Origin of the sequence: Christiangramia aestuarii, assembly GCF_009735585.1 — a bacterium.
In the GTDB taxonomy this organism is placed as follows: Bacteria; Bacteroidota; Bacteroidia; order Flavobacteriales; family Flavobacteriaceae; genus Christiangramia; species Christiangramia aestuarii.
Window position 1 is genome coordinate 310,219 of record NZ_VJVW01000004.1, and the last position, 13,424, is coordinate 323,642.

At 42.7% G+C, this 13,424-nt stretch carries 12 protein-coding genes; 6 read left to right on the forward strand and 6 right to left on the reverse strand.

The genetic code is table 11. The annotated features are described in order from the left end of the window. Positions 1-152 precede the first annotated feature (152 nt). Genes FLP08_RS11760 through FLP08_RS11785 form a run of 6 tightly spaced genes read left to right on the forward strand, consistent with a single transcriptional unit; the run spans position 153 to position 4,941 of the window. Entirely contained in the window at positions 153-605 is a 453-nt protein-coding gene (locus tag FLP08_RS11760) for an ATP-dependent zinc protease family protein (RefSeq protein ID WP_156276933.1), read from the forward strand. After that, a complete protein-coding gene (rimK, locus tag FLP08_RS11765; protein WP_156276934.1) occupies positions 574-1,446 on the forward strand; it encodes a 30S ribosomal protein S6--L-glutamate ligase in 873 nt (290 codons plus the stop codon). Before FLP08_RS11760 ends, rimK begins: the two co-directional genes overlap by 32 nt. A 3-nt stretch (positions 1,447-1,449) precedes the next feature. Continuing rightward, positions 1,450-2,439 carry a succinylglutamate desuccinylase/aspartoacylase family protein gene (locus tag FLP08_RS11770; RefSeq protein ID WP_156276935.1) on the forward strand — a complete coding sequence of 330 codons (990 nt, stop codon included), beginning with the start codon at positions 1,450-1,452 and terminating at the stop codon, positions 2,437-2,439. Next, positions 2,432-3,004: a 5-formyltetrahydrofolate cyclo-ligase gene (locus FLP08_RS11775; RefSeq protein WP_156276936.1), complete on the forward strand. Its 573-nt coding sequence runs from the start codon at positions 2,432-2,434 to the stop codon at positions 3,002-3,004. Before FLP08_RS11770 ends, FLP08_RS11775 begins: the two co-directional genes overlap by 8 nt. A gap of 53 nt (positions 3,005-3,057) precedes the next feature. Next, positions 3,058-4,512 carry a sensor histidine kinase gene (locus FLP08_RS11780; protein ID WP_156276937.1) on the forward strand — a complete coding sequence of 485 codons (1,455 nt, stop codon included), beginning with the start codon at positions 3,058-3,060 and terminating at the stop codon, positions 4,510-4,512. Positions 4,513-4,524: 12 nt separating this feature from the next. Further along, positions 4,525-4,941, forward strand: a complete 417-nt coding sequence (locus FLP08_RS11785) for a response regulator (RefSeq protein WP_156276938.1) — start codon at positions 4,525-4,527, stop codon at positions 4,939-4,941. On the opposite strand, the gene FLP08_RS11790 is transcribed toward FLP08_RS11785, so the two are convergent. The 6 genes from FLP08_RS11790 to recO all read right to left on the reverse strand — a co-directional run bounded on the left by FLP08_RS11790 (position 4,942) and on the right by recO (position 13,351). After that, the gene (locus FLP08_RS11790) at positions 4,942-5,571 is read right to left on the reverse strand and encodes a lipoprotein signal peptidase (protein ID WP_156276939.1); all 630 of its coding nucleotides are present in this window, start codon (positions 5,569-5,571) and stop codon (positions 4,942-4,944) included. Positions 5,572-5,614: 43 nt separating this feature from the next. Further along, on the reverse strand, positions 5,615-6,235 hold the full coding sequence (locus FLP08_RS11795) for a DUF4097 family beta strand repeat-containing protein (protein WP_156276940.1): 621 nt from the start codon (positions 6,233-6,235) through the stop codon (positions 5,615-5,617). Between the two features lie 68 nt (positions 6,236-6,303). Beyond that, positions 6,304-6,687 (reverse strand): TraR/DksA family transcriptional regulator, encoded by a 384-nt coding sequence (locus FLP08_RS11800; RefSeq protein WP_156276941.1) that lies wholly within the window; start codon positions 6,685-6,687, stop codon positions 6,304-6,306. A 3-nt stretch (positions 6,688-6,690) separates the two neighbouring features. Next, on the reverse strand, positions 6,691-10,092 hold the full coding sequence (gene ileS, locus FLP08_RS11805; protein ID WP_156276942.1) for an isoleucine--tRNA ligase: 3,402 nt from the start codon (positions 10,090-10,092) through the stop codon (positions 6,691-6,693). 139 nt (positions 10,093-10,231) lie between these two features. Further along, a complete protein-coding gene (locus tag FLP08_RS11810) occupies positions 10,232-12,631 on the reverse strand; it encodes a TonB-dependent receptor (RefSeq protein ID WP_156276943.1) in 2,400 nt (799 codons plus the stop codon). Continuing rightward, positions 12,632-13,351, reverse strand: a complete 720-nt coding sequence (gene recO, locus FLP08_RS11815) for a DNA repair protein RecO (protein ID WP_156276944.1) — start codon at positions 13,349-13,351, stop codon at positions 12,632-12,634. Positions 13,352-13,424: the final 73 nt, after the last annotated feature.

Genomic DNA, 13,424 nt, shown 5'->3' on the forward strand with positions numbered 1-13,424 from the left:
CTCAAATTTAAAACATTAATAAGAGCCAGATAAACTTTTTTGAAGTTCTGCCGAAATTTCAAAATCGGATAATAAGATTTCAGATTAATTACGCAATCTTTGCACTGGATTGTAAGACCAAAAAGTCTTATGGCTTTTTATTATATTGCGTTATGGATAAAATCGTGATCGGCAGGTTTGATAAAGCAGATTTCCCGGCTTTGAAGCTAAGCGATATCGCCGTAAAAATAGATACTGGCGCCTATACTTCCTCTATTCATTGTGATAATATTATTGAGAAAGAGAATGTTATACATTGCACCTTTCTCGATGAAGAACATCCCCTGTATAATGGAAAAGAGTTCATTTTTGAGGATTATGATATTGTTTTTGTAAGAAGTAGCAATGGGATAATTCAGAAAAGATACCAAGTACAATCTAACATCAAACTCTTCGGAAAAGTATTTAAAATCTCCCTTTCCCTTTCAGACAGGCAGGAAATGAGGTTCCCGGTATTAATTGGAAGAAAATTTCTAACCAAAAAATTTATTGTAGACACAGAGCTAATAGACGTGTCTTATAATCAGAAGTTAAATGAAGATAAGAATCCTATCAAGAAATCCTAGGCTATATTCAACAAGCAGACTGGTCGAGGCAGCGAAAAAAAGAAAGCACGATGTAGAAGTTATAGACCCTTTGAAGTGTGATATTGTAATTGAAAAGCGAAAACCCAATATCTACTATAAAGGGGGATATATAGAAAATGTAGATGCTATTATTCCTAGGATAGGAGCTTCTGTCACCTTTTACGGGACTGCTGTTGTGCGACAGTTTGAGATGATGGGTTCTTTTACAACTACAGATTCTGAAGCCTTGGTAAGAAGTAGAGATAAACTGAGAAGTTTGCAGGTACTATCCAGAGCCAAGATAGGTCTTCCAAAAACTGTTTTTACCAATTATTCCAGGGATGTAGAAGGAGTAATCAAACAGGTAGGAGGTACTCCACTTGTTGTAAAACTTCTTGAAGGAACCCAGGGGGTAGGTGTAGTTCTTGCCGAAACTAAGAATGCTGCTAAATCTGTGATCGAAGCTTTTAATGGTTTACAGGCCAGGGTGATCGTTCAGGAATTCATAAAGGAAGCCGGAGGGGCCGATATTCGTGCCTTCGTAGTTGACGGACATGTGGTGGGTGCCATGAAAAGACAGGGAAAGGAAGGAGAATTTCGCTCTAATTTACACAGAGGAGGTAGTGCTGAAGTCTTTGAACTTAGCGATGAAGAGGAAATTGCTGCGATTAAAGCTACCAAAGCTATGGGACTAGGTGTTGCCGGGGTAGATATGCTTCAAAGCGCAAGAGGTCCCCTGATTCTTGAGGTGAATTCGTCACCCGGATTAGAAGGCATCGAAGAGGCTACAGGAAAAGATATTGCCAAAACCATCATTAGGTATATTGAAAGAAATGTCTAGCCTATGCCTCGAATAGACAAAAACAATGTTCTCGAGATTTTAGGAGAGAAGGTTCTCCCCGGCAAGGGAGCAACCATTAATTTTAATATGGCCAGACTCTACACTACCACTACGGTAGATGTTCCGGTGATCATTGAAAGGTCTAAAAAACCAGGACCGGTGGTGCTGCTTACTGCAGGGATACATGGTGATGAAATCAACGGGGTAGAGATCATACGTCAGATCATTTCCAAAGGGGTGAATAAACCAAAAATTGGCACTATCATCTGCATTCCCATCGTTAACATATTTGGTTTTTTAAACATGACCAGGGAATTTCCTGATGGACGAGATCTCAACCGGGTTTTTCCAGGAACCAAAAACGGCTCCCTGGCTAGTAGGTTTGCGTACCAGTTCGTTAAGAAGATCCTACCCATTGCCGATTTTTGCCTGGACTTTCATACGGGTGGCGCGGCGAGGTTTAATGCCCCGCAGATCAGGGTTAAAAAAGGAGACGAACAAAGTATTAAATATGCGCGCATTTTTAATGCGCCTTTTACCATACATTCCAAAACCATCACCAAATCGTACAGGGAAACATGCTCCAAACTGGGAATTCCTGTCCTTCTATTCGAAGGCGGAAAATCCCTAGACAGCAATAAGGAGATTGCCAAGCATGGAGTTGATGGTGCTATGCGCATACTTAGCCACCTGGAAATGCTGGCGCCAAGATTTGAATATCCAGATGTTATCAGCGATACGGTCATCATAGACCAGAGCACCTGGCTAAGGGCTAAATACAGCGGACTTCTACATGTAAAGATCCCCTGTGGCAAGCACGTGGAAAAAGGAGAGTATATCGCCACCATTACCGATCCCTACGGCAAGTTCAGGCATAAGATAAAATCTACCAGCGAGGGCTACGTGATCAATGTGAACGAATCGCCTATCGTGTACCAGGGAGATGCCATTTTCCATATTTCCATGCAGCCAAAAAGAGAGGAGAATGAATAAGCAGGAGCTAAGAAAAAAATTCAAGGCACTTAGAACCGGGCTTAGCGAGGAAGAAATTGAGAATCTTAGCCTTAAGATCGCTAACAAATGTCTCGAACTACCCGTCTGGGATTACAAATACTACCATATTTTTCTCAGTATTGCCGAGCAGAAAGAGGTAGACACCGAATTTTTACTACATATCTTACAGGGAAAAGACAAAGAAGTGATCATTCCTAAATCTGATCCACAGACAGGAGAGCTGATCAATTTTTTACTTACAGATCAAACCGTGATCAAAAAAAATCGCTGGAATATCCCTGAGCCCGAGGAAGGTATCGAGATCCCGAACAAGAAGATCGAAGTAATATTTATCCCACTCCTGGCGTTTGATACCAACGGACACAGGATTGGGTACGGGAAAGGATTTTATGACAGATTCCTGGCTAGTTGTAAACCCGGGGTCCAAAAAATAGGCCTGTCCTTTTTTGATCCTGTAGAGGAAATCAGGGAGGTTTATAGCAGCGATGTCCCTCTGGATTACTGTGTTACCCCTGAAAAGATTTATGATTTCGGTCTGAAATAATATTTGTAATGATAAGGTTAATGCGTTATTTTTAACCTGAACAAATCACTTTGATGCTCAACGACCTGCAGCTAAATAGCATTCTTGAGGACTTTGATATCGCCTACTGGAAGATCAATCTTTTTTCAAGGGAGATACACTGGTCTAATCATTTTAGCATTCTCGTAGGCGACCCCGAGATCGAGGAAGACCGCTTCGAATTCTTCATAAACCATATCCTCCATCCAGATTACCGCTACGATTTCAGGATACATTTCGAAAAATTAATCAAGGAGAATGAGCCTTTCAGCTTCGAGATTAGGTTAAAGCTCGAGAACGGCAAATACCGCTGGTTCGAGTGCAAGAACCAGAAAAGCAGGAACAATGATTTTCGTGAGACCGCGGTGCTTCTGTTCGTAAACATCCATCAGAGCAAAAGGGATCAGTATACCATAGAAGAGAATTTCTTCTATTACCGGGAAACCGCTGAGATGACCTCAACCGGAGGATGGTACGTAGATACGGTTAATAAGAATATCTACTGGGACGATGTGACCCTGAAAATCGTTGAATGCCCCCGCGATTTTCAGCCGGCCTACAAAGATCGAATGAAATTCTATGCTGAAGAGCATCATAACCGTATGCGTAACGCCTTCGATAAATGCGAGAATTTTGGTATTCCCTTTAAACTGGAGCTAAAGATGGTATCCTTTCAGCATCGTGAGTTCTGGGTAAGACTAACCGGAAAACCTGTCTACAACAACGACCAGGAAGTCGTGGGTATACGCGGGGTGCTACAGAACATAGACGAGAACAAGAATAACGAACTGAACCTTCAGAATTCCCTGGACATTATCGCCACACAGAATTCCAGGCTATTTAATTTCGCCCATATCGTTTCCCATCATTTAAGGTCCCACAGCAGCAACCTGAGCCTCATCGTGGAGCTGTTACGTGAGTCTAAATCAGATCGGGACAAACTGGACCTTTTGGCCAATGTAGAGGATGTTTCAGATAATCTGGATTCAGCAATATCGAGGCTGAACGATATCGTAAGTGTACAGACCTCGCTCAAAAAAGAGCCGGTAAGGATCAGGTTCGAAAAGGCGCTCGAAGTGGTTTTAGCTTCCATTTCTTCCCTGATAAATCGAGAAAATGCAAAAATCGTCGCTGAATTTCAGGATCTGAAAGAAATACGCTATATCCCTGAGTATCTTGAAAGTATTTTATTAAATTTAATCACGAACGCCATCAGGTACAAGCAACCTGGGCGTAAACCAGTCATTTTTATCCAGACCTATACCGATAACGATAAAGAGTATCTAGAAGTAAGCGATAATGGTATGGGAATAGACCTCGACGAGTATGGGGAGAAGATGTTCGGTATGTACAAAACATTTCATCCAAACAATCCCGAGGCGAAGGGAATTGGCCTGTTCATAACCAAAAATCAGGTAGAGGCCCTTGGCGGGAGCATATCTGTGAGCAGCACCCTGGATATAGGGACTACTTTTAAAATAAAATTCTAGATTCTATTTATTATGGGGCAAACAGTAGAACTAGCGTGTATCATCGATGACGATAAGATATACGTTAACCTGGTAAAGAAGATCATCGAGATCAAGAAACTTTCCGAAAATTTACTCATTTACAAGAACGGTAAAGAGGCGCTGGATTACTTCAAGGAGATCATGGAGAATACCACCGACGAGAACAAACTGCCAGATATCATTTTCCTGGACCTCAACATGCCCGTAATGGATGGCTGGGAGTTTCTTAATGAGTTCATCAAGATCAAGAACAAGCTGAATAAAAAGATCACATTATACGTAGTGAGCTCCTCAATAGATCCGCGCGACCTGGAAAGGGCGAAATCCTTCAATCTGGTCACAGATTATCTTATCAAGCCCATTGAATTGAAAAAATTCGAAAAGATATTCGAAAAAACGGCTGCCTGATCAGGCTGCTTCCTTCTTTTCCTCTTCCTCTTTATGCTTAGGAAATGCTTTTTTATTGAAAAGCAGCAGCATCGCCACACCTACACTAATAGCAGAATCTGCGATATTGAAAACCGGTTCGAAAAAAGTAAAATATTTCCCGCCCCAGAAAGGGATCCACTCTGGCAGGTAACCTTTATATAAAGGAAAATAAAGCATGTCTACCACCTTTCCGTGGAATAATGAACTGTAACCACCTTCTTCCGGCAAAAAGCTCGCTACATGCCCGTAACTGTCGTCAAAGATCACTCCGTAGAAGACCGAATCGATAATATTACCAAAAGCACCGGCAAAAATGAGGGCAATGGAGATGATAAGTATCCTGGAGCCTCCTTTCCTAACCGAATCCCATAACCAGTATCCAATCCCCACTATTGCTGCAAGACGAAAAAGTGTAAGGGCCAATTTTCCATATTCTCCCGGGATCTTGGTTCCCCAGGCCATTCCTTCGTTCTCCACAAAAAGGATCCTGAACCAATCGAAAACTTCCACTTCTTCCCCAAGGGCGAAATTGGTCTTGATATATAATTTGGAAATTTGATCTATGAGTAAGATCAAAACTATAAGAAATCCGGCTTTTTTAAGGGACATGAAACTATCTTGTTTGGAAACGCGTCAAAAATACTAATATTATTTAGTTTTTACGCACCATAATATTGCCATCTATACTGGTGAGCCTTAAAGGATTTCGGCCGGGTAAAAAATCGGGCACCTCCACCCTGCCATTCCTGGAACTGGCTTCAATGAGACCTGAAGCGGTTTCTACCAGAATGTTGCCAGAATAGGTATTGATCACGGCAATTCCCGAAAAATCCAGCAACTTGCAGTAGCCCTGTTTAAGATCGGCATGCAAAGATTTGAAGCCTCCTTTTGACTGTACGGAAGCGATATTAGATCGAATGGCCACTTCCAGTTCTCCAGGAATTCTCAACTCTATCTCGAGCGAAAAAACTTTATGGGCGCTAAGTTTATCGTAGCCACCGGCCAAACGCTGCGGGTATTCGGTCCTGATATTCAGTTGGTCACCGGTAATGGAAGATTCTACCAGGATATCGTCATAATACTCCCCTTCAGAATGAGTACTTATCTCGATCTGGGAAGCATCTGAGGTAATGATGTTTATCAGGTAAACCTCATCTGTATTAATATTGATGCTATTGATATTTTCCGCAGAAAATATTTCACGAGTATCCTTCTGGGCGGTTACAATACTGCCTAGCAGAATTCCGCATAGGATCAAAAACTTCTTCAACATACGCCCCCCAAAAAAAAAACGTCCAAAACACAGAGCCTGGACGTTTGATATTTTAAAATTACAGAATTCTAGCGCTGCATGTTCTTTGCCTCGATACTTAGCGTAGCATGAGGAACAAGCATCAATCTCTCCTTAGCTATAAGTTTCCCGGTTACGCGGCAAACCCCGTAGGTCTTATTCTCGATACGCATAAGCGCATTTTTAAGGTCCCTGATGAATTTCTCCTGGCGAATGGCCAGCTGAGAATTCGCTTCCTTACTCATGGTTTCACTACCTTCTTCAAAGGCCTTGAAAGTTGGAGAGGTATCATCTGTACCATTATTTCCATCATTCTTATAAGCGCTTTGATAGATAGCAAGTTGCTCCTGAGCCTTTTCAATTTTCTTTTTAATCAGAGTTTTGAACTCTGCCAGATCAGCATCGCTGTAACGTTCTTTTACTTCTGTAGACATGGCTTAATGTTTTTTAATAAACAATTTAGTGGCAACTTCATCAAATTCTACATTAGCTCCTTCATCGACCACCTCTGCAAATTCGAGCTTTGCAGTTAATGTTTCGTTCTTAATATAAGTTATGTTGTCGTTGACAGCATCCTCGATAACGCCGTCTTTTTGTAGGGTCACATCAATTGTATCAGTCACTTCGTAGCCTGAATCCTTGCGGAGGTTCTGGATCCTGTTCACCAGTTCCCTGGCAACACCTTCCTTTTTCAACTCCGGACTGATACTAACGTCCAGGGCTACAGTTAGGCCACCATTACTGGCAACCAACCATCCTTCGATGTCTTGCGAAGAGATCTCCACCTCTTCAAGAGACAATTTAACTAAATTTTTGTTAATCTCTACTTCAATCTCGCCTTCACGCTCAATTTGAGCAATCTCCTCGGCTCCAAACTGGTTTATCTTACTGACAATCAGTTTAATATCCTTTCCGAATCTTGGACCAAGCACCCTGAAATTGGGTTTTATTTGCTTCTTTAACAGGCCTGAAGCATCATCGATAAGCTCGATTTCCTTTACGTTTACCTCAGATTTGATCAGATCTTCCACGGCTCTGATCTCTTTTTCCTGTTCCTTGTCAAGCACCGGAATCATTACTCTTTGGAGAGGTTGACGCACCTTGATCATCTCTTTTTTACGCAACGAAAGCACTAAAGAAGAGATGGTTTGAGCCTTTTCCATCTTCCTTTCCAAAGATTTATCCACAAATTTCGGTTCATAAACCGGGAAATCTGCCGTATGTACAGATTCAGATTTATTTTTTCCAGTTGCAGCATTAAGGTCACGGAACAACCTGTCCATAAAGAAAGGCGCTACCGGGGCTCCCAATTTAGCTACTGTTTCAAGACAGGTGTAAAGCGTTTGGTAGGCAGAGATCTTATCCTGCTCGTAATCACCTTTCCAGAATCTTCTTCTACTTAGCCTTACGAACCAGTTACTCAGGTTTTCCTGGACGAATTCTGAAATCGCCCTGGTCGCCTTGGTTGGTTCATAATCTGCATAGAACTTATCTACTTTTTCGATAAGCGTGTGCAGTTCTGAAAGTATCCATCTGTCTATTTCAGGTCTTTGCTCTAAAGCCACATCGTCTTCAGCATAGCTGAACTCATCGATGTTCGCATAAAGAGTAAAGAAGGAATAGGTATTATAAAGGGTTCCGAAGAACTTACGCTGAACTTCCCCGATTCCCTCGATATCGAATTTAAGGTTATCCCATGGATTGGCGTTCGAGATCATATACCAGCGAGTGGCATCTGGACCATAAACAGCAAGGGTTTCAAAAGGGTCTACGGCATTCCCGAGTCTTTTAGACATCTTCTGCCCGTTCTTGTCTAATACAAGCCCATTTGAAACTACATTCTTATACGCAACATCATCAAAGATCATAGTTGCAATCGCATGCAGGGTATAGAACCAACCACGGGTCTGGTCCACACCTTCAGCGATAAAATCGGCTTTACGCCATTTATCTTCTACTTTTTCCTTGTTCTCGAAGGGATAATGCCATTGTGAGTAAGGCATAGAACCCGAATCGAACCAAACATCGATAAGATCGGCCTCACGTTTCATAGGCTTCCCTGATTCTGAAACCAAGGTGATCTGGTCTACCACATTTTTATGAAGGTCTACCTTTTCGTAGTTCTCCTCGCTCATGTTTCCTGGCTCAAAGTCTTCGAAAATATCCTTTTCCAAAACTCCGGCCTCCACGGCTTTGGCCATTTCTGCTTTAAGCTCGGCTACTGAACCAATAACCTTTACCTCGGTCCCGTCTTCGGTTCTCCAAATAGGTAACGGAATTCCCCAATATCTGCTTCGGCTTAGGTTCCAGTCGTTCGCATTGGCCAGCCAGTTCCCGAATCTTCCTTCACCCGTAGATTTAGGTTTCCAGTTGATCGTCTGGTTGAGCTCGTGCATCCTGTCTTTGAACTCGGTCACCTTGATGAACCATGAATCCAGTGGATAATATAATATAGGCTTATCTGTTCTCCAGCAATTAGGGTAGCTGTGAACATATTTTTCAACTTTAAAAGCCCTGTTCTCTTCTTTTAATTTGATGGCGATCTCTACATCTACAGATTTTTCAGGCGCCTCTCCCTCATCATAATATTCGTTCTTCACATACTTCCCGGCAAGTTCACCCATTTCTGGACGGAATCTTCCCTGAAGATCTACAAGAGGAACTAAATTTCCATTCTCATCTTTCACCAACATTGGCGGCACCTCTGGAGTTGCCTGCTTGGCAACCAGGGCATCATCTGCACCAAAGGTTGGAGCGGTATGCACGATCCCGGTACCATCTTCGGTAGTTACGAAATCACCTGAAATGATCCTGAAAGCATTTTCAGGATTATCGTTTGGCTGGGCATATGGTAGTAATTGCTCATATTTAACCCCAACTATATCTTTTCCTGTAAAGCTTTCCCCTATCAAATAAGGTATCTTCTTATCCTCTTTTGAGTAAGAGTTTAGATCTTCTTCAGACTCTGCCTTTCTGAATTTTTTATCGAATTGCTTTTCTGCAAGTTCCTTCGCTACCACGATAGTGATAGGTTCGAAGGTATACTGGTTATATGTTTTTACGGTAACATAGTCGATCTTAGGACCAACGGTTAAAGCCGTATTCGAAGGCAAGGTCCATGGAGTTGTGGTCCATGCGATAAAGAACAAATTCGGGATATCCTTTAGAAAATCCGGAAGTGTTTCTTCCTTAACCTTGAACATTGCCGTTACCGTGGTATCGGTCACGTCCTGGTAAGTTCCCGGCTGGTTAAGCTCGTGGGAACTCAAACCAGTACCGGCTTTTGGTGAATAAGGCTGAATGGTATAGCCTTTATAGATAAGATCTTTTTTATAGATCTCGGAAAGCAGCCACCAAACCGTTTCCATATATTTGGATTTGTAGGTGATATATGGATCTTGCATATCTACCCAGTAACCCATTTTTTGGGTAAGGTCGTTCCAGACATCGGTATAACGCATCACCGCATTTTTACAGGCTTCGTTATACTTCTCGATGCTTATTTTAGTCCCGATATCCTCCTTGGTAATTCCAAGCTCCTTCTCTACGCCAAGCTCTACAGGAAGCCCGTGGGTATCCCACCCGGCTTTACGCTTCACCTGGTAACCTTTTTGGGTTTTATATCGGCAAAAAATATCTTTAATAGCACGTGCCATCACGTGGTGTATTCCCGGTAATCCGTTCGCTGAAGGCGGACCTTCAAAGAATATGAATGGCTCCTTCCCTTCACGGGTAGTCACACTTTTTTCGAAAATATCATTCTCTTCCCAATAATTGAGTATTTCCTCTGCCACCTTAGGCAGGTCAAGACCTTTGTATTCAGGAAACCTTCTGCTCATTTTCTCCTTTTTTCAAATGATGTGCGAAAATAAGGATTTTTAACAAAAGAAGATATTAATCTAAGGTAAAATGCACGGGTTATTATCCTTAAGCCCAAACTTAAAAACCTGAAACTTAATAGATTTTAATAGAGAGGGTTTAAAAAGTATAAGAAAGAGCCAGGATAAGATTACGTCCTGCTGCGGCTATCCCCGATGAATAGGTGCGATATCGTTGATCGGTAATATTTTCAAGGGAAGCAGTAGCCAGCCAGTTAGGGCTAAGTTCATACTGTCCCGTGAGATTCAGGGTATACCATGCCGGCGAATAAGGATTCCCATTTTCATCCAGCGCATATAGATAAGGTTTGTTCTGCTCTCCTGGCGCCAGGTCTTCGTAATCGAACTGCCCATTATACTCGGCAAAAAGATCGAACTTGAGTCGCCTCTTGTGCCATATTAAGTGTGTATTCCCGAACATTGGGGCAGCATGTCTCAAGGGTACATATTCTCCACCCTCGTTTTCCTCTCCGTGGGTATAGCTAAACTGGGACTTGAGCCTTAGCGCTACTGAAAAATCTACTTCCAGCCCGGCTTCCAGTCCGTAAACATAAGCACTGGCAGCATTCTGTATGGCCTGCACCCGGCTTGGTTCTCCCTGGTAATCTATCTCGGTTTTGCCATCCAGGTCGAAATCACGACGAACCATAGCATTATCCAGGTAGGTATAATATCCGGTAAGGCCCAGTTTTACATTTTCTGAAAATTTAAGGTCTGCACCCAGCTCAGCGTTATAGGCATATTCCGGCCTGAGCCCCGGGTTTGGGACGACTACAGATCCGGGTTCAGAATCAAAGATCTTACCTACATCATCAATATTAGGCGCCCTGAAAGCGGTGGAGAGTCCAAGCCTCCAACCTATAAAATCGTTTTGTCTCCAGTTGATTCCCAGGCTACCGGTAAGGGCCCCCGTACTTATATCGGCTCTTTCAAAAGGAAAATCGTAGAATCGATCATCAAAACCGGCATCAACCAGGATATGATTATACCGTACCCCAGACTGCAGGGAAAGTTTCTGGGTGATCTTCCACTGGTAGCTGGAATAGACCGCCATAGACTGCCAGCTGGAACCATCGGGATACCTGCTTGCCGTTTCACCGGTTTCAGCATTTTCAATATTTCTGAAGCTACCTCTAGATGCCACATTATTTAGTACATACTCAAAGCCATAGAACAGCCGGCTTTCTGAAAAATTCTTTTCAAAATCCAGGTTAGCAGAGTATGCATCCACATTTTCTTCGGTGGTATAAAGAACAGCATCACCAAAATCACGGTCATTACGGCTCTCCCCGAAGAACTGGTAAGCCGCGGTAAACTGCATTTTGTCATAGAATTCTGAGTCGCTGCGATGGTTGACATTTATATTCCCAAGAAACCATTCCTGGGGACCATAATACCATTCTGCCGATCGCAGCAGGCCGTCCCTTTTTCTGTAAAGCCGGTCATAACGCGGATAATCTGAGGTTTCTGAATAGACTAGCCCCAGGTTTATATCCCAGTCGGCAGACGGCATATATTTTATTTTTTGCAAAAGATTCAACTGATCGTAACCGGTAGGTTTCTGCACCAGCGGATCTTCGTTCATTCTCATAATGTCTATCCCATTCTCACGAACCGCGTACTCCGTCCTCAGGTAATCGTCCGGACCATGCTCCCCCATTTTTAGGTCTCCGAAATCTGAATAGGTAACACCCGTTCTAAAAGCCCAGTTCTCCCGGCCTACGTTAAGATCTGCATGTACCGTATTCTCGTTATTGGCCGTAGAAAAACGGGTATAGATATTTCCTGAAAACGAGGTACCTTCATCAAAGCTGAATTTCGGTTTTAAAGTATAGAAATTTAGTACGCCTCCAATGGCATCACTGCCGTAAACCACTGAACCCGGACCCAGGATGACCTCGGCATTCTGCACCATCATGGGATCAATGGAGATCACATTCTGTAAATTTCCACTTCTGAAAATCGCTGAATTCATCCTTACGCCATCCACGGTCAACAACAGCCGGTTGGTGGCAAAACCACGAACCATAGGACTTCCCCCGCCTAACTGACTTTTTTGAACATAGACCTGTCCCGTACTTTCCAAAAGATCTGCAGAAGTCTGCGGACTGGCCAGCTCTATCTCAGACGGGGTAATACTTACGATCTTCTGAGGGATCTCGTCCTTACTCAATTTAAATCGAGCCACCGAAAGGGTTACCTGCTCCAACTCATTCTCGCTGGAATGCATCAGGACCATATTGCTGTTATTCTGGATCTCCCTTTTCCTGCGATAAGCTTCAATATAAGAAAGCGCCTTGAAGATGATTACCTCTGTATCTGAAAAGGCTGATATATCTGCCTTCCCCAGTTTATCGGTGACCACCGAGACCGATTTGTCTTTATTGTAAATAGCGACATTACCTACGGGTTGGCCGGAATCATTATCCAGGACGGTAATTTCCTGGGCCGAACTTATTGAAAATATGAATAGGAAAAGATATAGTAATTTAGATCGCATCTAACCGAAAATTTCATTTAGTACACTTAACGACTTTGGTTTCCTGAAGCCTTCGATATGCAATTCGTAATAAAGCAAGAGCATATTAAGGAAGTCATTTCGCGAGGTCTTATTCAATTTTATATGCTGTAGTTCATCAAATTCAGTGCCCAGCATAATTTTTAGCAAATCTACATTTTTGCCTTCTATACAGTATTCGTTAGAAGAAAAATCCTGAAAAACCCCATCCAGCAGGTTAAATACCGGCAGGTCCTCTACTCCGGTTTCAGGCTGGAAACCCAAGTAACGGGTAAGGTTCAGCAGGAATAATAAATGAAAACTGGCAAATTTATCGGCAGCATCCAGGAACTGGAAACTGTATTCCAGGTAATTGAACAAAGGTTCGTTTCTTTCCTCTTCGTGAATGGTATTGCGCAGCATCTCTGCCAGGAACATCGCGATGCTCAACTTTACGGGATGAGTGTGCAGGCTCTGGTAATTGCTGGTCACCTTGGCTTCCTTTAAATATTCCAGTTTGCCTCCCCCACGGTGATTCGCGATGATCTCCAGCTGGGTAAGGCTCTGAAACATGGAGGCCTTGAATTTTCCTTTCTTAGACTTCAGCACGCCTTTGAGCATATAGGTACACAGACCATCAGATAAAGTATAGGCTTTAACAATGAGATCTGCCTCCCCATATTTTAAAGCACTAATAACGATCGCCTTGGTCTGGATAAGCATTCAGGAAAATTTACCGTGAATTTATAAAAAAAGCCGCTTTAATAAAGCGGCTCTGTATCTTTAAAAAGAGTGT

Excerpts from the sequence above, each read along its gene's own strand:
- FLP08_RS11810 (WP_156276943.1), bottom strand. The coding sequence starts at position 12,631 with ATGCGATCTAAATTACTATATCTTTTCCTATTCATATTTTCAATAAGT.
- ileS (WP_156276942.1), bottom strand. The coding sequence starts at position 10,092 with ATGAGCAGAAGGTTTCCTGAATACAAAGGTCTTGACCTGCCTAAGGTG.
- FLP08_RS11770 (WP_156276935.1), top strand. The coding sequence starts at position 1,450 with ATGCCTCGAATAGACAAAAACAATGTTCTCGAGATTTTAGGAGAGAAG.
- FLP08_RS11760 (WP_156276933.1), top strand. The coding sequence starts at position 153 with ATGGATAAAATCGTGATCGGCAGGTTTGATAAAGCAGATTTCCCGGCT.
- FLP08_RS11775 (WP_156276936.1), top strand. The coding sequence starts at position 2,432 with ATGAATAAGCAGGAGCTAAGAAAAAAATTCAAGGCACTTAGAACCGGG.
- FLP08_RS11795 (WP_156276940.1), bottom strand. The coding sequence starts at position 6,235 with ATGTTGAAGAAGTTTTTGATCCTATGCGGAATTCTGCTAGGCAGTATT.
- recO (WP_156276944.1), bottom strand. The coding sequence starts at position 13,351 with ATGCTTATCCAGACCAAGGCGATCGTTATTAGTGCTTTAAAATATGGG.
- FLP08_RS11790 (WP_156276939.1), bottom strand. The coding sequence starts at position 5,571 with ATGTCCCTTAAAAAAGCCGGATTTCTTATAGTTTTGATCTTACTCATA.
- FLP08_RS11800 (WP_156276941.1), bottom strand. The coding sequence starts at position 6,687 with ATGTCTACAGAAGTAAAAGAACGTTACAGCGATGCTGATCTGGCAGAG.
- rimK (WP_156276934.1), top strand. The coding sequence starts at position 574 with ATGAAGATAAGAATCCTATCAAGAAATCCTAGGCTATATTCAACAAGC.
- FLP08_RS11780 (WP_156276937.1), top strand. The coding sequence starts at position 3,058 with ATGCTCAACGACCTGCAGCTAAATAGCATTCTTGAGGACTTTGATATC.
- FLP08_RS11785 (WP_156276938.1), top strand. The coding sequence starts at position 4,525 with ATGGGGCAAACAGTAGAACTAGCGTGTATCATCGATGACGATAAGATA.